This window comes from Vibrio toranzoniae, assembly GCF_024347655.1.
Lineage (GTDB): Bacteria > Pseudomonadota > Gammaproteobacteria > Enterobacterales > Vibrionaceae > Vibrio > Vibrio toranzoniae.
This window is the reverse complement of the sequence record NZ_AP025514.1, coordinates 2665905-2687196: the sequence shown is the minus strand read 5'-3', so window position 1 is coordinate 2687196 and position 21292 is coordinate 2665905. Positions and strand designations below refer to the sequence as shown.

The 21292-nt window shown below is 44.9% G+C and carries 22 protein-coding genes and 1 other RNA gene; 16 read left to right on the top strand and 7 right to left on the bottom strand.

Annotated elements, in window-relative coordinates:
* Nucleotides 1-184: non-coding RNA, 6S RNA (gene ssrS, locus OCU50_RS12060), on the bottom strand.
* 11 nt (nucleotides 185-195) lie between these two features.
* On the bottom strand, nucleotides 196-504 hold the full coding sequence (gene zapA / locus OCU50_RS12055; protein WP_004735366.1) for a cell division protein ZapA: 309 nt from the start codon (nucleotides 502-504) through the stop codon (nucleotides 196-198).
* Between the two features lie 308 nt (nucleotides 505-812).
* On the opposite strand from zapA, the gene OCU50_RS12050 reads away from it, so the two are divergent.
* Genes OCU50_RS12050 through OCU50_RS12040 form a run of 3 tightly spaced genes read left to right on the top strand, consistent with a single transcriptional unit; the run spans nucleotide 813 to nucleotide 3826 of the window.
* A complete protein-coding gene (locus tag OCU50_RS12050; RefSeq protein WP_046223279.1) occupies nucleotides 813-1388 on the top strand; it encodes a YecA/YgfB family protein in 576 nt (191 codons plus the stop codon).
* Nucleotides 1389-1411: 23 nt separating this feature from the next.
* On the top strand, nucleotides 1412-2590 hold the full coding sequence (gene ubiH / locus OCU50_RS12045) for a 2-octaprenyl-6-methoxyphenyl hydroxylase (RefSeq protein ID WP_060468630.1): 1179 nt from the start codon (nucleotides 1412-1414) through the stop codon (nucleotides 2588-2590).
* 12 nt (nucleotides 2591-2602) lie between these two features.
* Entirely contained in the window at nucleotides 2603-3826 is a 1224-nt protein-coding gene (locus tag OCU50_RS12040; protein ID WP_060468629.1) for an FAD-dependent 2-octaprenylphenol hydroxylase, read from the top strand.
* A 125-nt stretch (nucleotides 3827-3951) separates the two neighbouring features.
* Here OCU50_RS12040 and OCU50_RS12035 read toward each other — a convergent pair whose 3' ends face one another.
* From OCU50_RS12035 to ygfZ, 3 genes are all read right to left on the bottom strand, one after another.
* Nucleotides 3952-4158, bottom strand: coding sequence for a DUF1107 domain-containing protein (locus OCU50_RS12035; RefSeq protein WP_009847660.1), 207 nt, complete (start codon nucleotides 4156-4158; stop codon nucleotides 3952-3954).
* 560 nt (nucleotides 4159-4718) lie between these two features.
* Complete coding sequence (locus OCU50_RS12030) at nucleotides 4719-5180, bottom strand: aminoacyl-tRNA deacylase (RefSeq protein WP_060468628.1); 462 nt, start codon at nucleotides 5178-5180, stop codon at nucleotides 4719-4721.
* Nucleotides 5181-5184: 4 nt separating this feature from the next.
* A complete protein-coding gene (gene ygfZ / locus OCU50_RS12025; RefSeq protein WP_060468627.1) occupies nucleotides 5185-6156 on the bottom strand; it encodes a tRNA-modifying protein YgfZ in 972 nt (323 codons plus the stop codon).
* 167 nt (nucleotides 6157-6323) lie between these two features.
* Between ygfZ and OCU50_RS12020 the strand changes: the two genes are divergently transcribed.
* Nucleotides 6324-6584: an FAD assembly factor SdhE gene (locus tag OCU50_RS12020; protein ID WP_004735374.1), complete on the top strand. Its 261-nt coding sequence runs from the start codon at nucleotides 6324-6326 to the stop codon at nucleotides 6582-6584.
* Nucleotides 6544-6951, top strand: coding sequence for a protein YgfX (locus tag OCU50_RS20720; RefSeq protein WP_306345493.1), 408 nt, complete (start codon nucleotides 6544-6546; stop codon nucleotides 6949-6951). Before OCU50_RS12020 ends, OCU50_RS20720 begins: the two co-directional genes overlap by 41 nt.
* A gap of 43 nt (nucleotides 6952-6994) precedes the next feature.
* On the opposite strand, the gene nadB is transcribed toward OCU50_RS20720, so the two are convergent.
* Nucleotides 6995-8611: an L-aspartate oxidase gene (gene nadB, locus OCU50_RS12015; protein ID WP_060468626.1), complete on the bottom strand. Its 1617-nt coding sequence runs from the start codon at nucleotides 8609-8611 to the stop codon at nucleotides 6995-6997.
* A 387-nt stretch (nucleotides 8612-8998) separates the two neighbouring features.
* Here nadB and rpoE point away from each other — a divergent pair, with 387 nt between their 5' ends.
* From rpoE to acpS, 11 genes are all read left to right on the top strand, one after another.
* Nucleotides 8999-9577, top strand: a complete 579-nt coding sequence (gene rpoE / locus OCU50_RS12010) for an RNA polymerase sigma factor RpoE (protein WP_004739025.1) — start codon at nucleotides 8999-9001, stop codon at nucleotides 9575-9577.
* Between the two features lie 26 nt (nucleotides 9578-9603).
* Nucleotides 9604-10227, top strand: coding sequence for an RseA family anti-sigma factor (locus OCU50_RS12005; protein ID WP_060468625.1), 624 nt, complete (start codon nucleotides 9604-9606; stop codon nucleotides 10225-10227).
* A complete protein-coding gene (gene rseB, locus OCU50_RS12000) occupies nucleotides 10224-11186 on the top strand; it encodes a sigma-E factor regulatory protein RseB (protein ID WP_060468624.1) in 963 nt (320 codons plus the stop codon). The genes OCU50_RS12005 and rseB overlap by 4 nt, the downstream gene beginning before the upstream one ends.
* A complete protein-coding gene (locus OCU50_RS11995) occupies nucleotides 11183-11653 on the top strand; it encodes a SoxR reducing system RseC family protein (RefSeq protein WP_060468623.1) in 471 nt (156 codons plus the stop codon). Before rseB ends, OCU50_RS11995 begins: the two co-directional genes overlap by 4 nt.
* Before the next feature lie 137 nt (nucleotides 11654-11790).
* Nucleotides 11791-13584, top strand: coding sequence for a translation elongation factor 4 (gene lepA, locus OCU50_RS11990; protein WP_060468622.1), 1794 nt, complete (start codon nucleotides 11791-11793; stop codon nucleotides 13582-13584).
* A gap of 97 nt (nucleotides 13585-13681) precedes the next feature.
* Complete coding sequence (lepB, locus tag OCU50_RS11985; protein ID WP_060468621.1) at nucleotides 13682-14578, top strand: signal peptidase I; 897 nt, start codon at nucleotides 13682-13684, stop codon at nucleotides 14576-14578.
* 26 nt (nucleotides 14579-14604) lie between these two features.
* Nucleotides 14605-15282: a ribonuclease III gene (gene rnc / locus OCU50_RS11980; protein WP_017056565.1), complete on the top strand. Its 678-nt coding sequence runs from the start codon at nucleotides 14605-14607 to the stop codon at nucleotides 15280-15282.
* Entirely contained in the window at nucleotides 15275-16246 is a 972-nt protein-coding gene (era, locus tag OCU50_RS11975) for a GTPase Era (protein WP_017056566.1), read from the top strand. The genes rnc and era overlap by 8 nt, the downstream gene beginning before the upstream one ends.
* A 102-nt stretch (nucleotides 16247-16348) precedes the next feature.
* A complete protein-coding gene (gene recO, locus OCU50_RS11970; RefSeq protein WP_060468620.1) occupies nucleotides 16349-17077 on the top strand; it encodes a DNA repair protein RecO in 729 nt (242 codons plus the stop codon).
* A complete protein-coding gene (gene pdxJ / locus OCU50_RS11965; RefSeq protein ID WP_060468619.1) occupies nucleotides 17074-17808 on the top strand; it encodes a pyridoxine 5'-phosphate synthase in 735 nt (244 codons plus the stop codon). The genes recO and pdxJ overlap by 4 nt, the downstream gene beginning before the upstream one ends.
* Nucleotides 17809-17903: 95 nt before the next feature.
* Nucleotides 17904-18284 carry a holo-ACP synthase gene (gene acpS / locus OCU50_RS11960; RefSeq protein ID WP_017056569.1) on the top strand — a complete coding sequence of 127 codons (381 nt, stop codon included), beginning with the start codon at nucleotides 17904-17906 and terminating at the stop codon, nucleotides 18282-18284.
* Between the two features lie 129 nt (nucleotides 18285-18413).
* Here the strand turns inward: acpS and barA are convergent, their stop codons facing one another.
* Nucleotides 18414-21227 carry a two-component sensor histidine kinase BarA gene (barA, locus tag OCU50_RS11955; RefSeq protein WP_060468618.1) on the bottom strand — a complete coding sequence of 938 codons (2814 nt, stop codon included), beginning with the start codon at nucleotides 21225-21227 and terminating at the stop codon, nucleotides 18414-18416.
* Between the last annotated feature and the right edge of the window lie 65 nt (nucleotides 21228-21292).

Here is a 21292-nt window from a genome sequence, read left to right as displayed (position 1 = left end):
GGATACCCCAAAGTGCCGTTGAGAATAGATGGCCCTTGAACCAGCGAGTTCAAGGCGGGTCAGCAATGATTACCGTAGGCTTCTCGGTCGGGCCGAGCATGCTCAATAGCATTCAAGTACTAACCCTTAGGGATTGCTTATCGGCTCGGGGACGTGAATCCTCTGACAAACACTCCAGGGTAAATTTTGTGTACGCTATTGCTGTCCGTGCTTAACTTTACTGAGGACATCTGAAAGTGATGTCGTGAGCTGTTCCATGCGCTCGGTCAGTGCGTTTTGTTCGTCATTTGCTTCAAACTTTTTCGTTTGTAATTCGTAGCAAATATTCAGAGCTGCGATAGTCAGCAGCTTCACTTCATTGGTTACCTTAGTACGTTCAGCCATCTCTTTCAATCGATTATCGAGATCGGCCGCCGCTGCAATCAATGACTCTTCTTGCCCTGGTGGACAATTCACTCGAGTCAGTTTTCCTAATATTTCAACGTCTACCGCTTGATTACTCATGATGGATGAACTCTTTAACGCGCTATTTTAAGGCTGTTGCTCTTCGCCATTTTTTGAGAAAGAAAAAGTGCAAGTACCGATGAGGAAGCAATCTCCTCTGAGGGAGAAACTATAGGTAAACCGCTATTAAGATTCAAGCTTTTCAGAGTGACTGTTTGTAAATGAGAGCTTGAGCACACAGTAATTCAGCAAATTGAACAATTGCTAGTCAGTCATCCTTCAATTGCTGGGGATCGACGCTTACCAGAATTGGGGTGAAGTGGTACGATTATACTATCGATATAAAGAATAACTGAGCGAGCTATCTGATGAGCGAAACTACTTTACCTGACTACCTAACGGTTGCGACTGAACTTCAATCGGCAAGTCTAGCCGTTACCCCTGCTGAGATGCACGGTTTATTAACGGGTATGTTAAGCGGAGGCTTAAACCTTGCAGATAAAAGCTGGCAACCATTGATCTTCGATTACACCAACGAAGGTATGGGCTGGCCAGATCGCGCGTTAACCTTAGCGGAAGCAACACTGAAAGTAACAACCAGCGAAATTACAGGTTCAGGCATGGAGCTGTCTATGCTATTACCGGATGAGGACGCAAGCGCGAGCATTTTTGATCTGGCTGACGGCGTGTCTGATTGGATTAATCATTTTATTTCTGGCTTGGGTCTTGTTGGCGCTCAATTAAACAAAGCGTCTGATGGCGCTAAAGAAGCGTTGGCGGATCTTGAAGAGATGGCGAAGCTAGGCATTGACGAGGAAGATGATCTCGAAGAGCAAGCGCAACTTCTAGAGCACGTTATTGAGCACGTAAAAGCGTGTGCACTAACGATTCATGCTGAATTTGGTGCACGCCCATCTGAAGATGCGGCGCCAACCATTCACTAATCGTTTGTCGATTTGAGGTTATGATGGCTCAGTATGATGTTGTAATTGCGGGTGGGGCAATGGCGGGGGCTACTCTGGCCCTTGCTCTGAATCACCTAAGCCAAGGTTCGCTATCGATTGCGGTTGTTGAACCTTATCAGGTTGATCATCAAGCTCACCCAGGGTTTGATTCTCGTTCGATTGCTTTGTCTTATGGCACGGTACAGATTCTCGATTCATTGCGCTTGTGGCAATCTATCGCTTCCTTGGCTTCTCCGATTAAAGATATCCATGTATCGGATAGAGGCCATGCCGGAATGACAGATATCTACAGTGAAAAACTGGCTGTAGATGCACTTGGCTATGTGGTCGAGTTAGCGGATGTTGGTCGAGTTTATCAGCAGAAGCTGGAATCAGAAGCGGCAATTACGATGTTGTGTCCTGATTCAGTAGCGAAAATCGATCGCAGTGAATCACTGACGACTGTCGACCTCAATAGTGGGCAAACCATTACGGCTAAGTTATTGGTTGCGGCCGACGGTGCAATCTCAACCTGTTGTCAGCAACTTAATATCCCATTGAGTGAGCATGACTTTGAACAAGTCGCTGTGATTGCCAATATCGTGGCGAGCGAACCCCATCAAGGCCGCGCATTTGAGCGTTTTACTCATCATGGGCCAATTGCTCTACTGCCGATGAGCGATAATCGTTTGTCTCTGGTTTGGTGTATACCGCCGGACCAAGCCGATAAAGTCATGGCTTTCAACGACGACGAATTCCTTAAGCAGCTTCAGTGCGACTTTGGTTGGCGACTGGGTCGATTAGAGAAGGTTGGTAAGCGTGCTAGCTACCCACTGCTTCTTCGCCATCGACAGCAGAACGTGTCACATCGATTCGCCATTGTTGGCAATGCAGCACAAACACTCCATCCCATTGCGGGTCAAGGCTTTAACCTTGGCATTCGTGATGTGGCCTCTTTGGCTGAAGAGCTGTGCCGTCAGTTGGATGATGTGGGTCGTTACACTGGTCTTGTTAACTTTAGAAATCGTAGAGAACAAGATAGAGGCGCAACGATCACGCTGACATCGAGCCTCGTTCATCTGTTCTCAAACGAATTTTTAACCGCTCGTATCGGGCGTAATCTGGGGTTAGCTGTCATGGATAACCTTCCACCACTTAAAGGTCCACTTTTGCGTCATACGCTTGGCCTAGTAGAAAGATAAGGTAGATAAATAATGATGCAAAGTGTTGATATCGCGATTGTTGGTGGTGGTATGGTTGGCTTAGCGCTCGCGGCGGCATTGAAAGACAGTGACCTAAGAATTGCCGTGATTGAGGGCAAAGCACCTAGCGAAGGCCTGAACGAATTGCCGGATGTTCGAGTGTCGGCTCTGAGTCGTTCGAGCGAATCGATTCTGCGTAATTTAGGTGCTTGGCAAGGCATTGAACAAAGACGTGCTGCACCGTATCAAGCGATGGAAGTGTGGGAGCAAGACAGCTTCGCTCGTATCGAGTTTGACTCAACACGCTTGGCGCAGCCTAACCTAGGCCATATTGTTGAAAATCGAGTGATTCAATTAGCGTTGCTTGATCAGGTTAAGAAGCAGGAAAACGTCAGCCTCTACATGCCAGCGACATGCAAAACGATGGCGATCGGTGAAAGTGAAGCTTGGTTAACCCTAGACAATGGCCAAGCGCTGACGGCCAAGTTAGTGGTGGGAGCGGATGGTGCAAACTCTTGGGTTCGTAAACAGCAAGATATTCCGCTGACGCATTGGGATTACGGTCACAGTGCGATTGTCGCTAACATTAAAACAACAGAGCCGCACCATAGTGTTGCTCGTCAAATATTTACACCCCAAGGCCCACTGGCATTCTTACCAATGCAGCCGGGCAACATGAGTTCGATTGTTTGGTCTACCGAACCTAATCGTGCCGAGAATCTTGTGTCCATGTCGGATGCTGAATTCAATAAACAACTAACGGCAGAGTTCGATTCGAAGCTTGGATTGTGCGAAGTCGTCGGTGACCGCTTTGCTTTCCCACTACGCATGCGATACGCGAGAGACTTCGCGGTAGATCGTGTGGCTTTGGTTGGTGATGCTGCCCATACCATTCACCCGCTAGCAGGGCAGGGCGTGAACCTTGGCCTATTAGATGCTGCAAGTTTAGCGCAAGAGCTGTTAAAGCTGTGGGCCGCTGGCGAGGACATTGGTACCAAGCGTAACCTACGCAGTTATGAGCGCTGGAGAAAAGCAGAAGCGGCGAAGATGATTGCTTCCATGCAGGGCTTTAAAGATCTGTTTGAAGGTGACAATCCAGCGAAGAAGCTGATTCGTGGCATTGGTATGAAACTGGCCGGCCAACTACCTGGTGCTAAAGATGAAATAATGAAGCGGGCACTTGGTCTATCAGGAAATCTTCCTGAGTTAGCCAAGCGCCCAGTGACTCATCGGTAGTCGTTCAATGTTCAGGTGGTTAGTCACCTGAACTAACGCCTTAGCGTCACTCTCAGCGTCATGAGTACGAAAAAAGGGTTGGCACATGCCAACCCTTTTTGTTTTGGATTCTTTAGATAATCAGATTAGGCGTAAGCACAGCGCAGCTTCATGATTTCACTATTTATTTCTTTCACCGTTTGAAAATGGCGCTTCTCTGCTCGATCTGGCAGGACTAGCTTGCCGTTATCAAATTCAAATTTCCCGACGCCGTAAATGTAGATTCGTCCTTTGAAAAGTCGACTTACATGTTTAGCAATCATACTCGGTGTATAGCGCTTAAACAGTCTCATTCTTAATTATCCTTATATTTACCTAGCCTGCATATTATAGAAAAACTCCAAGATCATAATTGTGATAAGCATGGAGTAATACGCAGTAGAGTTGACGTTAATTAGATATTTGTGCTGTTCGAAGCACTTTCTTCAGTAAATATCTTTTTTTACGTGAGCTCGTCCCCAAAATAATGCTGAGTGGTGAACTGCCATAAACTTTCCTGTCCGGTATTAAGCAGTGACAATGTTACAAATATAAGAATAGGCGGGATTTTTTTGTTTGTGTAATCAAATTGTAAATTTTGGACAAAAAAAGCCCGTCTAAAACGGGCGAATAGTCACAGATGCATTACACAAAAGTGGATACTGATATTACTCAGTGGATTCACTTATACTGATTACCTAAAGGCTAGTCAGTAAACTCACAATAACGTAAATCTTATCTTTTGACTACTTATGCTTTTATTTTGATTAACTATTTAATTGTGGCGTGTCCTTCTTATGATGAAGTTCACACTAAAAATGTACTCAATGAAATAATAGGATGAAGCTTGCGATCTACGACGCGATCGAGAGGATCATCGACTGATGTCTGCAACGATCGGTACGCATAGGGCCATAAGATCATTGAGTTCCATCGCTACACCAGCCCTTCGATCACCTGAGCTAATGGTCACGGTTGAGTTGTTCGGAATGGAAGGGTCAAAAATGATCGGCATATGTCTTTTTAGGACTAGAGGGCCGACACATCCAACTTTAAAGCCGGTGATGGCCTCAACATCATCGAGTGATACGCTGGTCATTCGGCGGCAATTCAGTATCGAGCGTACTTTCTTGGGGTCGACAGAGCGATTACCAGCAGTACAAGCCAACGCATACTGGTTCCCCATATCTTTCAGCAGGATGCATTTAACCATTTGAGAGGTGTCGATACCTCGTTCTTGTGCTGTTTCTTCGATGCTGGTGGTTGGTTTACTTTGTATCAGCAGGCGATAGTTCACCTGCTGTTGATCCAGCCATTGTGTAATCGGTGTTTCCACGTGATTACTCGTCGTCGAGGCTGTAAGGCAATGGTAGGATGTTCCACGTTTGATCAGGTTGCGCAGTCAATCGAAGCTGAACATCGTCATCAAGGTTGTTTGGTAACACCATCAAACCAATCGCTTGGTTATCAGAAAATTGATAGACGTTTAAGAGTCGGCCAGCACTACGCCAGTTCTCACCAACGCTACGCTCTAGTTCAATAGGACTCTCTAGAGACAACACGTCCGCTGTTGTGCCTGACACAATACGCATCTCACGCTTGTTCATGCCACGATACTTGGCGCGTGCTACGGTTTCTTGACCTGTGTAACAACCCTTTGAAAAGCTAATGCCGCCAAGAGCATGTAGGTTCAATGCTTGCGGGATGTGTTCGTTTTGCTCTGCTTTCGATAGATTAGGCTGAGCATCAAGAATCTCATGATACTGCCATAACGCCTCTGATACTTTCTCCGCAGTGCTGCTTGATACCAAGGCTTCAGCGGCTTCTTCAGTAACAAGCAGAGCCCAACGGTTGTCTGATATTAAAACGGCTGTGCCGCCAGAGATAACACGCACATTGCCTTGGCTTTCTGAAATAGAATCAATGTATTGATTAGCAGACGTACCCATCACACCGATAACAACGTCAGACGTTTGTTCGATATCGACCTTAGAGAATACAGCATACTTCTTGATTTCAACTAATTCGATCTCAATAGCAGATTTAGGTTGCATGAGTGCGTAGCCACCATTGTGGTGGAATAAGCGAAAGATGCTCCATACCTTTCCTTTTGCATCGCAGTGCGCGCCTAACGTGGATTTATCACTAGGAAGAGTGACGACATCACATGTTATTTGACCTTGCAGGTATGATTTTTTGTCATCGCCTACCATGGTAATGGCACTCCAGTCTGACACGTGTGTCATCATCAGTTCTGGAAGCGAATCATTTTGTGTATGAGCAAGCGGCTGAAATGTATTTTTCCAATCCATATTATCTTTCCTAAGAATTTTATTTTCCTCTATGTTAATCCGGTTCTGTTTCTTTGTCAGCCTAGGTTTTTTTGTGAGCTTAGATAGGGACTGTGACTCACACAGTAGTTGCAGAGCGCCTGACTTGTTACACTCCGAGAAAGCAAAATTATAGGTGAGGATAGCTAATGTACACTGCAGAGCAGAAAGCACGAATTAAATGGGGTTGCCGTCGGGGCATGTTAGAACTTGATGTCGTCATCATGCCATTTTTTGAAGAGTGTTTTGATTCATTGCAAGAGCAGGAACAGCGAGAGTTTGTTTCTCTACTAGAGTGCGATGATCCAGATCTGTTTACTTGGGTAATGGGGCATGGACGCAGTGAGAACTTAGGTCACGCATCAATGGTTGATAAAATTGTCGCACATAACCTCAGCAAGGTTCGTTAAGCTTCAGCTTAACCCTTCATATTCTGCATTATTCGCAAAAGGCACTATTTTTGGGTGCCTTTTGTTTTTCATTGTTCTTTCTTCCATTCCGCTCGTTATTAGCCTCTATTGCTTACCTTTAATAATCAACTTGTTTAGAACAAATAATGTGATATTGAATTCCGCTTATGGGCATTTTGATTATAAAGACGATGGTGAGATAAAGCTGAATGACCAAGGTTATAAATTAAAGTCCGTTGACAAAGTCTGGGCACAGTTCTTTGTCAAACTGCAATTCGAGTGTGGACACTCTGTCTTACTATGGCGAGACAGCTGTCGTGAGCGTGAGTATCGTCATTTACTGGCACACTTACAACGAGAGCGCTAGATAAAAAAGGAGCACTTGCTCCTTTTTTATCTGTTACTTATATTTACGATTGGGTTTTCTCTGGTGTAAGAATTGTTGGGCCACTGTCTTTTGCAAGCTCAGGGTAATCTAACGTGTAGTGTAATCCGCGGCTCTCTTTACGTTGCATTGCACAGCGAACCATTAACTCAGCAACCTGTAGCAAGTTACGCAGTTCTAACAGGTTATTCGAAACCCTAAAGTAGCTGTAGTACTCATGAGTTTCTTGTTGCAACATCTGGATACGGCGTAGTGCACGTTCTAGTCGTTTATCGGTTCGAACAATCCCCATGTAATCCCACATGAATAGGCGTAGTTCGTGCCAGTTGTGCTGAATGATAACCTCTTCATCACTGTTGGTGACTTGGCTTTCATCCCATGCTGGTAGTTCAGCACAAAGCTGAGACTGGTCGATGTTTTCCACGATGTCTTTGGCTGCCGCCCATGCGTAAACCACACATTCAAGCAGTGAGTTAGAAGCCATACGGTTCGCACCGTGTAGGCCGGTGTAGCTCACTTCACCAATCGCATACAGATTCGCTAGGTCGGTTTGACCTTGCTTATTCACCATGACACCACCACAGGTGTAGTGGGCTGCTGGTACTATAGGAATAGCTTCTTTGGTCATATCAATCCCCAAATCCATCAAGCGCGTGTGGATCATTGGGAAGTGCGTGGTGATGAACTCTTCAGGTTTGTGACTGATATCGACATACATGCAATCAGCACCTAAGCGCTTCATTTCAAAATCAATTGCACGAGCAACTACATCACGCGGAGCCAATTCACCGCGCTCATCGAAATCTTTCATAAAGCGGGAGCCATCTGGACGACGAAGGTAGGCTCCTTCACCACGCAGTGCTTCCGTTAGTAGGAAGTTGCGCGCTTCTGGGTGGAATAAGCACGTTGGGTGGAACTGGTTGAACTCAAGGTTGGCTACTCGGCAACCCGCACGCCAAGCGATAGCAATACCATCACCTGAAGAGACATCTGGGTTGGAGGTATATTGGTAAACCTTTGAAGCGCCGCCTGTTGCTAGCACAACAAATTTAGCGCGCACGGTTTCGACGTGTTCTTGGTTACGGTTCCAAATGTAGGCACCGATAACCTTGTCTTTCGAACCACCAATTTTATCTTCAGTGATCAAATCCAGCGCATTGTGGCGCTCGAAGATCTCGATGTTGGGGTGGTTGTTGACGTTATCTTGTAGCGAAGTTTGCATCGCCATGCCGGTGGCATCGGCTGCATGAAGAATTCTGCGGTGGCTATGTCCACCCTCACGAGTGAGGTGATATTTTGGCTGACCTTCCGTGCTATTCTCATCTTTATCAAATGGAACACCACCATCAATCAGCCATTGCACACACTCTTTAGCATTTTCAGCAATGAATTGAACTGTATCTTCTTCGCATAACCCGGCCCCAGCAATTTGAGTATCCTCTACATGAGACTCAATACTGTCCGACTCATCGAACACCGCGGCGATACCACCTTGTGCGTAATACGTCGATCCTTCGCTGCGTGGTCCTTTGCTTAATACAATTACTTTTGCATGTTCTGCTACGCGTAAAGCTAATGACAAGCCTGCCGCACCACTTCCTACCACTAATACATCACACTGATGTTCACGGTTTGCGTTCATAAAACTTATTAAATCCCGGGCTATAGTCGAATTGTCTACACTCAATTGACTTTGTCTTGTTTTAGGAGTTGCAGTAAGACTGTTATAATCTTCTGAGTCATCCTAAAACGCTATGCAAAATCAAGATATAGACAGCTATCTAGAAATATTTAATTGCTCAATACCATTGCTTTTGCTCAAGTTTTCCCAAATTGATAGGGATAGCTATTTTCATTACATCACATTGTGAAACAATAATGGCAAATAATTTTAAGAAAGTTGGAACTTTCAGTATTTGGCTTAGTCACAATAGTGCTCTTGTAGACGGTGGTGTCAATACTACATTTCGCATAATTAGTACCCATATCTGTGAAGGTAAGGGTTATAACAATAGGAGTACCCGCTCGAATGAACGAGCAGCTAACCGATCAAGTGTTGATTGAGCGAGTTCAGAGTGGAGATAAGCAGGCGTTTAACTTATTAGTGGTTAAGTATCAAAATAAAGTCTGTAATCTTATCTCTCGATACGTGAATAATTCCGGTGATGTACCTGATGTAGCACAAGAAGCTTTTATTAAAGCTTACCGCGCGATACCTAACTTTCGTGGCGAGAGTGCCTTCTATACATGGCTGTATCGAATTGCCGTGAACACCGCTAAAAATCATATCGTTGCCCAGGGCCGCAGGCCGCCAGCAACGGATGTAGATGCAGAAGATGCAGAATATTACGAAACAGGCAGCGCGTTAAAAGAAATATCGAACCCTGAGAACTTAACGCTGTCAAAAGAGTTGAAACAAGTTGTTTTTGGTGCGATTGAAGCGCTACCAGAAGACTTAAAAACTGCAATGACGCTGCGTGAGCTCGAAGGTTTGAGCTACGAAGAGATTGCAGAAGTAATGGATTGCCCTGTAGGAACCGTACGTTCGCGTATTTTCCGAGCTCGTGAAGCGGTGGAAAAGAAAATTAAACCTCTTTTGCAACGCTAGAACTTGTAATAATTATGGTGAAAATAATGGCTGATAAAGAAAAGCTTTCGGCACTCATGGATGGTGAAACGATCGATAAAGCTCTCATAGTAGATCTTGAATCTGATCAAGAAAGCATGAATACCTGGCAGAGTTACCATTTAATTGGTGACGTGATGCGTGGGGATGCGCCAGAAACGAAAGATTGGAACATTGCTGACAGTGTGGCAGCGGCGCTTGAAGCCGAGCCTGCGCATAGTGCAATGCCAAACCTGCACCAAGTGAATGTTGAACCTACGGTTGCTCCAATCGAAGAGCAACCAAAGCCTCAGCAAGCGAAACGTCAGCTTCCTGCATGGCTACAACAGTTTGGACAAGTTGCCGTGGCAGCGTGTGTTTCATTAGCGGTTGTATTGGGTGTTCAGCAGTATGGTGGTAACGATCCAGCAGCACCAGAGCAGTTACCTGTATTACAGACGATTCCATTTGCGGGCTCTGCAGAACCAGTAAGCCTAACGCGAGACTCTGTTTCTAAGCCTGTATCTGAGGCTAACTTACAAGAACAACGTAAACGCGTTCATGCATTGCTGGAAGATTATGAACTGCAGTTAAGATTAAACGGTGACGCATCATCAATGGAAGATGCACATTTAGAATCGGATATTGAATGAAGAAAATCCTGGTCAGTGCACTGACACTGTTCAGCTTGATGTCTCCAACAGCCTTTGCAGAAGAACTCTCTGCAAAGGCGTTATTGCATCAAATGAATGAGGCCAGTCAGCATCTAAATTACGAACTCTCCTATATATTGATAAAGAAGAGCAGTATTGAGCCTCTGCTTTATCGTCATGCAGTTAACGACGATCAACAGCTCGCACACCTTGTTTATCTCAGTGGCCCTGTGCGTGAAGTCATTCGACGTGGCAATGAAGTTAGCTACGTCGAGCCGGGGACTGAGCCATTTACTATTTTGTCTGGCAGTATGGTTGCCCCTGTCATTCCGATGATTAATAGAGATATCGATTCTCTTAACCGGTACTACGACTTCGTAAAAGTTGGGCGATCTCGTGAAGCGGGGAGCACAACACAAGTATTACGCGTGGTGCCGAAAGATGGCCTTCGTTACTCTTACGTAGTTTGGGTCGACGAGAAAACTCATCTTCCTTTACGTGCCGATCTTTTAGATCGTGATGGCGAAGTGCTAGAACAGTACCGCACTATCTCTTACGTGGTGAATGATAAGATCGCAGAAGCAATGGGTGGCTTGAATCAAGTTAAACTGCCGAAGGTTTTGTCATTACCAGAAGGCTTGGTGAGTGAAACTAACTGGCAAGCTTCTTGGATTCCTGAAGGATTTAAGTCAAAAGAGCTTAGCCGTTATCAAATGGCGGTGACCGAAAAAATGGTTGAGAGTCAACTTTTCAGTGATGGGTTGTTTAGTTTTTCGGTGTATATCGCCGAAAAAGATGAGCACTCATTGAAAGGGCAATTGGTACGTCAAGGGCGCAGAACCTTACATAGTTTAGTGATGGGCAACAGGGAAGTATCTGTAGTCGGCGATATTCCGCCTGCAACGGCTAAGCGTATCGCTCAATCAGTCACGTTCAATAACTCGGTACCAGTGCAATGATGACCGCGTTGGCGACCGTTAGCTCAGTCGAGCAAAAAGGTAAGCAATATTTTGTTCAACTGAGCTGCGAACAGCAAACCAGTTGCAGTAGTTGCTCTTCTCAAAAAAGCTGCGGAACCGGTATTGTCACCAAGGCCGTTGGTAATAAAGCTTTGTTTTGGCAGTTTAAAACCAAAAGCCTTGTTAAAGCCGGACAAATTGTAGAGATTGGCTTCCCAGAAAAAAGTCTGCTTCAGTCGGCGGCTATTGTTTACCTCGTCCCACTTTTCATGTTGATGATTGGTGCTGGCTTTGGACAACTCTTGTTACAGCCCTTGCTCCAAGGGGGCGAAGGGGTTGTTATACTCTGTGCTGCACTATTTACCACTGCTGGTATTGCCTTGGCGAAGCGGTTAGCCAAACCAATGGAAGACAAATCCAAGCAAGAAGTCGTCTTGATTCGAATTCTAGGTGAGTCTCTCGTCTAATTTATGATGCGTCTTGCCCTTAAATTGGGTAGAATCTGCCAACTTGATTGAAATGCCGCCACCAATGCTAATATTAGGTTGGAAGCATAGCGGCTTTCTTATTATCCCTATACAAAGAGTTTAGTCATACCAAGCCTATGAAGCACATTCGTAATTTTTCGATTATCGCCCACATCGACCACGGTAAGTCGACCCTTTCTGACCGCTTAATCCAAGTTTGTGGAGGATTAAGTGCACGTGAGATGGCAGCTCAAGTCCTCGATTCTATGGATATAGAACGCGAACGTGGTATTACAATTAAAGCGCAGAGTGTGACTTTAGATTATAAAGCTAAAGATGGAGAAACTTACCAACTTAACTTTATCGACACCCCTGGACACGTAGACTTTTCTTATGAAGTATCCCGCTCTCTAGCGGCTTGTGAAGGCGCGCTACTTGTAGTAGATGCTGGCCAAGGTGTTGAAGCACAAACTCTAGCAAACTGTTACACAGCAATCGAAATGGAGCTGGAAGTGGTGCCAATCTTGAACAAGATTGACCTACCCGCTGCTGAACCAGAACGTGTTGCTGAAGAAATCGAAGAGATCGTTGGCATCGATGCTATGGAAGCGACTCGCTGTTCTGCGAAAACAGGGGTAGGTGTTGACGATGTTCTAGAAAACATCGTAACGGCTATTCCACCACCGGAAGGTGATCCAGATGCGCCTCTACAAGCCCTTATTATTGACTCTTGGTTCGATAACTACCTTGGCGTAGTTTCTTTGGTACGTATCAAAAACGGTAAGCTGAAGAAGAATGACAAGATTAAAGTCATGTCGACAGACCAAGTTTGGGGAGTTGACCGTCTAGGTATCTTCACTCCTAAGCGAATCGACACCACTGAGCTGAATACTGGCGAGGTAGGTTGGGTTGTTTGTGGCATTAAAGACATTCTAGGTGCGCCTGTTGGTGATACCTTGACGCTTGCTAAAGGCGGCTGTACTGAACGTCTACCTGGATTCCAAAAAGTGAAGCCTCAGGTATATGCAGGCCTGTTCCCTGTTTCATCTGATGACTACGAAAACTTCCGTGACGCACTAGGCAAACTAAGCCTAAATGATGCATCACTGTTCTACGAACCAGAAAGTTCAGCAGCACTTGGCTTTGGTTTCCGTTGTGGCTTCTTAGGAATGCTTCACATGGAGATCATCCAAGAGCGTCTAGAGCGTGAATACGACCTAGACCTCATCACAACGGCTCCAACCGTAGTGTATGAAGTTGTAAAAACAGATAAAACAGTTCTGTACGTTGATAGCCCGGCTAAACTGCCAGCGGTTAATGACCTTGAAGAAATTCGTGAACCAATTGCACGCTGTAATATTCTGGTACCTTCGGATTACCTAGGTAACGTAATCACACTGTGTGTTGAGAAGCGTGGCGTACAAGTAGACATGGTTTACCACGGTAACCAAGTTGCTGTGACGTACGATCTTCCTATGGCAGAAGTGGTTCTAGACTTCTTCGACCGTCTGAAGTCAACGTCTCGCGGTTACGCATCATTGGATTACAACTTCCAACGCTACGAGCCATCAAACATGGTACGTGTAGACGTATTGTTGAATGGTGAAACGGTTGATGCACTGGCTATCATCACGCACAAAGACATTGCTCAGTCTCGTGGTCGTCTACTGGTAGAGAAGATGAAAGAATTCATCCCTCGTCAGATGTTCGATATTGCGATTCAAGCTGCGATTGGTAACCACATCATTGCTCGTTCTACAGTGAAACAACTGCGTAAGAACGTAATCGCAAAATGTTACGGTGGTGATATCAGTCGTAAGAAGAAACTTCTTAAGAAACAAAAAGAAGGTAAGAAGCGTATGAAGCAGATCGGTAACGTTGAACTGCCTCAAGAAGCATTCTTAGCGATTCTTCATGTTGGTAAAGACTAACTTTATCCAGCATTAAACGAATAATTGAAAGTGAAAGAGTAGCTCGCTATTCTTTCACTTTCGTTATTTTTAAAGAAATGAAATTTAAGGGATATCAATGGCTAATACATTTTCACTTATCTTAGTGATCGTAACTCTAGTGACTGGCATTGTATGGGCGTTGGAAAAGTGGTTGTGGGCAAAGAAGCGCCAGCAGAAACTGGCTGACGTTGAAGCACAATCGACAGGTCTAGACGCTGAAACGAGCGCAAAAGTTACGGCTCAGCCTTGGTGGGTTGAGAACAGTGTTTCCATTTTCCCGGTCATTGCATTTGTTTTGATTCTGCGTTCATTTATTTATGAACCGTTTCAGATCCCGTCTGGCTCGATGATGCCAACCCTTTTGGTGGGTGATTTTATCTTGGTAGAGAAGTATGCGTACGGTCTAAAAGACCCGGTATGGCGTACTCAACTGGTTGAAACGGGCAAACCAGAACGTGGTGATTCAATCGTATTTAAGTACCCACCACAGCCTAATATCGACTACATCAAGCGTGTTGTTGGTATGCCAGGTGACACCATTCGTTACAGCAGTCGAAAAGAGATTTGCATTCAAGCGAAGGGTACAAGTAGCTGTGATCCAGTGAAACTAAGTCACGTTGAAGAAAGCCAATTTGTTCAAGATGGTGTGCCTCTTATTCAGCTGAATGAACAGCTTGGAGACGTAGAGCACCAAATTTTAGTTAACCCATTACGCCGTGATCGTGTGCAAGCATATCAGCCCCGTAATGGTGTTAACGAGTGGGTCGTTCCAGAAGGCCAGTACTTTGTGATGGGTGATAACCGTGACAACAGTGCCGATAGCCGTTACTGGGGCTTTGTCCCTGAAGCAAACCTTGTTGGTAAGGCCGTTGCGATTTGGATCAGCTTCGAGTTCGAACGTGGTTCAGACAGTGTACTTCCAACATGGATTCCTACTGGTGTGCGTTTTAATCGCATCGGTGGGATTCATTAATCGATCAATTAACACATCGAGAGATCATGAATTCTCCAATTGATAAACTAGAGAGAAAGATTGGCTATCAGTTTAATGATGCCGATCTTATCCACTTGGCGCTGACTCACCGCAGCGCCGCAGGTAAACATAACGAACGTCTTGAGTTTCTGGGCGATTCAATTTTAAGTTTTGTTATCGCTGATGATCTTTACCACCGTTTTCCTAAGGTAAACGAAGGTGACATGAGCCGTATGCGTGCAACACTGGTGCGTGGTCATACATTGGCTGAACTAGGTCGTGAATTCGAACTAGGAGATTACTTAAAATTAGGTCCAGGTGAGTTGAAGAGTGGCGGTTTCCGTCGTGATTCTATTCTAGCGGATGCGGTTGAAGCGATTATTGGTGCTGTCTATTTAGATAGTGATACCGAGACGGTTCGTCGCATTATTTTGAGCTGGTACCAATCTCGCCTAGAAGCTATTCAGCCTGGAGTATCTCAAAAAGATCCCAAAACTCGCCTTCAAGAGTTTTTACAAGGTCGAAGAAATCCTCTACCTGTCTACACAGTGACTAATATTAAAGGTGAAGCACACAACCAAGAGTTTACGGTTGAGTGTGAAGTGGCAGGTGTGGATAAACCTGTTATCGGTAAAGGCACTAGCCGCCGCAAGGCAGAGCAAGCGGCTGCTGAAACAGCATTAGAGCAACTAAGCAATGTCTGATAACAACCAAGATTTCGATATCGATGCATTTTTTTCATCGGATAGCAAAAAAACAGGCCTACCGGAAAACCAACACTGTGGCTTCATCGCTATTGTAGGTCGCCCAAACGTAGGTAAATCAACGCTTCTGAACCATATTCTGGGACAGAAGATTTCTATTACATCACGTAAACCACAGACGACACGTCACCGTATTATGGGCGTCGAAACTGAGGGTGATTACCAAGCGATCTTTGTTGATACTCCTGGACTTCATATTGAAGAAAAGCGTGCAATCAACCGTTTGATGAACCGTGCGGCGAACAGTTCTCTGAGTGATGTGAACCTAGTCTTCTTCCTTGTGGATGGAACACACTGGACTGACGACGATGAAATGGTTCTGAACAAACTGAAGAAGACGGACTTCCCAGTTGTACTTTGCATTAACAAAGTTGATAACGTTCAGGATCGTACTAACGTCATGCAGCATATGATGGAAGTCTCTAAGAAGATGGAATTCGTTGATGTTGTGCCAATCTCGGCGAAGCAAGGTAAAAACATTGATGTATTACGTAAGCATGTACGTGAGCATTTACCAAAAGCGACCCATCACTTCCCTGAAGAGTACGTGACGGATCGCTCGCAGCGCTTTATGGCGTCTGAGATTATCCGTGAAAAGCTGATGAGATTCACAGGCGAAGAGCTACCTTATTCGGTAACGGTTGAAATAGAGCGCTTTGATTACAACCCAGACAACGATGGCTTCCACATCAACGCTCTGATTCTTGTTGAACGAACGGGTCAAAAGAAAATGGTGATTGGTAAAGCGGGCGAGAAGATCAAAACAATTGGTCGTGAAGCGCGTATTGATATGGAAGACCTATTTGGCCGTAAGGTTTACTTAGAAACTTGGGTCAAGGTTAAATCGGGTTGGGCTGATGATGAGCGTGCACTTCGCTCATTAGGTTACATCGACGATCTATAATATATTGAACGTCACTTTCTGATATCACGAAAGTTGAACTTAATATAATTTCTAGAGAGAGTGCGAACTCTCTCTTTTTGTATCTGTAAGAAGGGTAAGTGATTGAGCGAAGGTTTACATCGATGCTTTGTGTTGCACCGTCGACCATACAGTGAGTCGAGTCTGATCTTGGACGTCTTCAGCGAAGAGTTCGGTCGGGTGACCTTGATGTCTAAAGGCGCTCGAAGCAAGCGTTCCAATTTGAAAGGTGCATTACAACCTTTTACGCCGCTATTGCTAAAGTGGTCTGGCAACAGTTCAATGAAAACCTTACGTCAAGCTGAGCCAATTAGTTTAGGGCTTCCTCTCTCGGGGATAAACTTATATTCAGCGATGTACGTGAATGAGCTGATTGGTCGAGTGTTGATGGCCGAAGTACCCATGCCTGCACTTTTTCATGACTATCTTCATGCTTTAACAGAACTGGCTCATAATGAAAATCCGGAGCCAGCATTGCGTCGTTTTGAGTTGGCTCTACTATCCGCGATGGGATATGGTGTCGACTTTTTGCATTGCGCTGGTAGCGGTGAACTGGTCGCGCCAAACATGACTTATCGATACCGAGAACAGAAAGGTTTTATTGCTTCAGTGCGTCGAGATAATCTGACATTTATGGGCGATGAACTTATCGCAATCAGCGAACGTAGGTTTATCACTAAAGAACAGTTAAAAGCAGCAAAACGCTTTACACGCATAGCCTTAAAGCCGTATCTTGGCGGCAAACCATTAAAAAGCAGAGAGCTATTTATGCCAACAATAGCCCTCTCTAGAGCACGGAGTATTGGAAAATGAGCTCAATCCTTTTAGGCGTTAATATCGATCATATTGCAACACTACGTAATGCACGTGGGACTAAATACCCAGATCCAGTACACGCAGCTGAAATCGCTGAACGTGCAGGCGCTGATGGCATTACCATCCATTTACGTGAAGATCGTCGCCATATTGTTGATCGTGATGTGCGTATTCTGGCTGAAACTATTCAAACGCGAATGAATTTAGAGATGGCTGTGACGGACGAAATGGTTCAAATTGCACTCGATACTAATCCTGAGTTCGTTTGCTTAGTTCCTGAGAAACGTGAAGAGCTGACCACTGAAGGTGGCTTAGACGTTGTCGGCCAACTTGAAAAGATCAAAGCGGCGACGGAAAAACTGTCTGCTGCTGGTATTAAGGTGTCGCTATTTATTGATGCGGATCGTCAGCAAATCGATGCAGCTAAAGTATGTGGTGCGCCGTTCATTGAGCTTCATACTGGTCATTACGCTGATGCGAAAACAGAAGAAGATCAGCAAGATGAACTGAAAAAGATTGCAGCTGGCGCAAGCTATGCTGACGATCTTGGTATCACTGTCAATGCGGGTCATGGCCTGACTTACCACAATGTAGCACCGATTGCGGCGCTTCCTGAGATTTATGAGCTGAATATTGGCCACTCTATCATGGGACGCGCTGTCTTTGATGGCTTGAACAGAGCCGTTGCAGACATGAAATCCGTTATGGAAACAGCACGTAATAAGTAGTTAGGCAAGCGGTAACTTAGGTAAGCGGTAACCATAAGCGACAAATTGAGTCGTAGCATGTTGAGTAGTAACGAGTTGAGTAGTAAAGGTTAATAATGGCTGTTGTTGGATTAGGTACCGATATCGCAGAAATTGAACGCATAGAGAAGGCACTATCACGAAGTGGTGACGCTTTTGCTCAGCGTATTTTGACGAGTTCTGAATTTGAAGTCTTTCAGAAAATTAAGCAAAAAGGGCGCTACCTTGCAAAGCGTTTTGCCGCAAAAGAAGCGGCATCTAAAGCGTTAGGTACGGGGATTGCCCTTGGTGTGACCTTTCATGACTTCGAGATTTCAAATGATGAACATGGTAAGCCAGTATTGATCCTACATAAGAAAGCTCGTGAAATCGCCGATACGAGTGGAACTAGGTCGATCCACCTCACTATCTCGGATGAGCGCCACTATGCTGTGGCAACGGTATTACTCGAATCCTAAACCTGTTGCCGCTAATCTAAATCTAGTGCCTAATTAATCAGCAAACATAAAAAAGCAGAGTCCATGAGCTCTGCTTTTTTATTGGTTTGTATATTCTTAGTCGTTAAACGCTAAATCGCTAACTAGATATCAGATGCTAGATGGTTTTAAATAATGAACCGCGGTTGCTTGAACCTTATCTAACTCATCCTGAAGTTCAAAAAGCTCCGGTTCAATATCTTCAATGGAAATGCCAGATCGCAGCTCTTTCTCTATCGTTGCACATACCGATTTAAGCCTTGGTACACCACTGTATGAGCTGCTGCCATGCATCTTGTGGATTATGTGTATTAGCTCTTCAACAGGGTAATCACTATCTTCTATCGCTCTCTCAGTTGCCTCATAAACCTCAGGAATAAACTCCACTAGCATTTGCAACATATCTCGTGCGAGGTCTTCTTTATTGGCTGCTTGTTTCATTGCAGCTTGCCAATCTATGATGATGTTTTTGTGCACACTTATTTCACTTTCTGATATTTGGCTATTATCGATTTCGACTGAGACTGCTGGGTGATCTGGGTCTATTTTTTCGATATGATCAACCTCAGAGGTTGGGCTCCAATGAATCAGAACCTGTTGTAATATATGCTCTTCAATAGGTTTCGTTAGGTAGTCATCCATGCCAGCTTCAAGCAACCGGTCACGTTCGCCAATCATGGCATGAGCGGTCACTGCAATGATCGGAGTATTCGCATTATTCACTAGCTTTTTGATATTCTGACAAGCGGTCACGCCATCCATTTGTGGCATTTGAATGTCCATGAAGATGATATCAAATGGTGTTTCTGTCGCTTTGTCGATAGCCTGCTGACCGCTAGTGCAACTGATGACGGTTTCTACGCGTTCTTTCAGTAGTGCGGTAATCAATTTAAGGTTTGCAGGGTTGTCATCGACAGCCAATACGGTGAATGGAAGCTTCTCTTCCGAGTGCGTTTCAATTGCCGGTGCAATCAAGGTTGGAGCTTGGTTCGATACTAGGGTTTGAAGCAGTTTCTTACGAGAAAGAGGCTTGGTGATGCACTGAACATCCACTTCTTTCATCAATTGTTCACCTAACGCTAATTCGGTACTTGGTGTACCAATAATTACGTTCTGAGCTATTTTTTTAGCGCCAATAGCCCAACCACTTACGGTATCAAATTGGTATTCTTGGTTTGATGCAAGGTTTAGCAGAACGTAGTCATACGAGGTTGACTCGTCAGGCATCACCGAACGATAAGTGACCACAAGCCCTTCTTGGGTTAAGATCTGTTGGGTAATTGACGCTGCTTGCATATTTGGTTCGATCAACAGTAGTTGTTTGTTTTGTAGACACTGAGTTTCAATCAGCTCCGTCATCGGCATATCAGTGGTAGAAAGCCTCAACGTAAACCAGAAGGTTGAACCTTGGTGAAGACGACTGGTTAGACTGATTTCACCACCCATTTGGCTCACCAATTTTTGGGTGATAACCAGACCTAAACCTGTACCACCATAACGACGAGAAATACTTGCATCTGCTTGGCTAAAGGCTTGGAAAAGCTGAGCTTGTTGACGTTCAGATATACCAATACCAGTATCGCGAACCATGAATTGAAGCTCGATATTGTCTTCGCTTTGTGAGCGAAGTTCAACGCTGATATCAATGTTGCCATGCTCAGTAAACTTGATGGAGTTACCAACTAGGTTAGTCAAGATCTGCTGGATACGTAGTGGATCACCAACAACGCCTGGCGGTACTTTAGGGTCGATCTTGAGGGTCAGTTCTAAGCCTTTTTCATGAGCATTAGTTGCTTGAAGATTCACAACTTCTTCGAGGCTGGATTGGAATTCAAATGGGATGTTCTCTAAGGCTAGCTTGCCAGCTTCGAGTTTCGAGAAATCCAAGATATCGTTAATAATACTGAGTAGGTTGTTCGCCGAGCGTTCAATAGTTTGCAAGTAATCAGTTTGGCTGTTCGATAGATGGGTTTTGAGCATTTGGCGAGTAAAGCCAATTACACCGTTGAGCGGCGTTCTTAATTCGTGAGACATATTCGCCAAGAATTCAGACTTAACACGAGCCGCTTCTTGAGCACGCTTTTTCGCAATGTCTAATTCAACGTTTTGAATCTCTAACTGTTCAAGTGTTTCACGTAGATCGGAGGTCGCTTGGTCAATACTGTGTTGCATTTCAACGTGATATTCCGACAGCGACACTGCCATCGCATTGATACCGTTTTTCAGCGAGTCTAGCTCACCATGCATTTTGCCTTCGATACGTACATCGAGATGACCACGACGAATTCGGTCGACCATGTTTTTCATGTGTGTGATCGGCTGGGTCACGTCGTGCATTAAGCGGAAGGCAAACACACCTGAAAGCCCAAGCCCGAGAACTAACACTAAGAATGCAGAAAACACCTCTTGATATTGTTGTAATCGAAGTGATGAAAGGTCTAACTCTATCGCGATATAACCGATCGCTTGGTTGGCTTGAGATTGGCCATTGGCTGAGTTTATATACTGACCTTCAGCAATGATAGGCGTCCGAAGAATCAGCGTATTATCGAGCAGGTTCGATGAGCTTAAATGCGGAATCGGTTTATCTTTGGGGTAGGTCAGGCTTTCAAAGTCAGGGTGGAAGTTTGAGGTTACAAACAGTTCGTGACGTTCATCAAACACCGCGATACTGCGCACCAGCTTAGAATTTTTTCGATGCGCATAGCTAATCAGCTGTCGAACAGACTCTCGACTTTCGAGCTGCATGCCTGATTCACTCGCAATCGCCAGTGGTTCAATGATGCTAGTACCAGTGTTCACCACCTGACCCTCAAGGTCTTGATAGCGGTTAAATGAGAAAAATGCACTCAATAGCAACCCAATAATCAATGTTGGAGCTAGAGTTAAGGTAATTACACGGGCTCTTAAGCCATATCTGGTCATGTTCTTTAATTACATCGAGGTCTGGATATGGGAAAATAACGCACCCAATGGCGGTTAAGTGAACG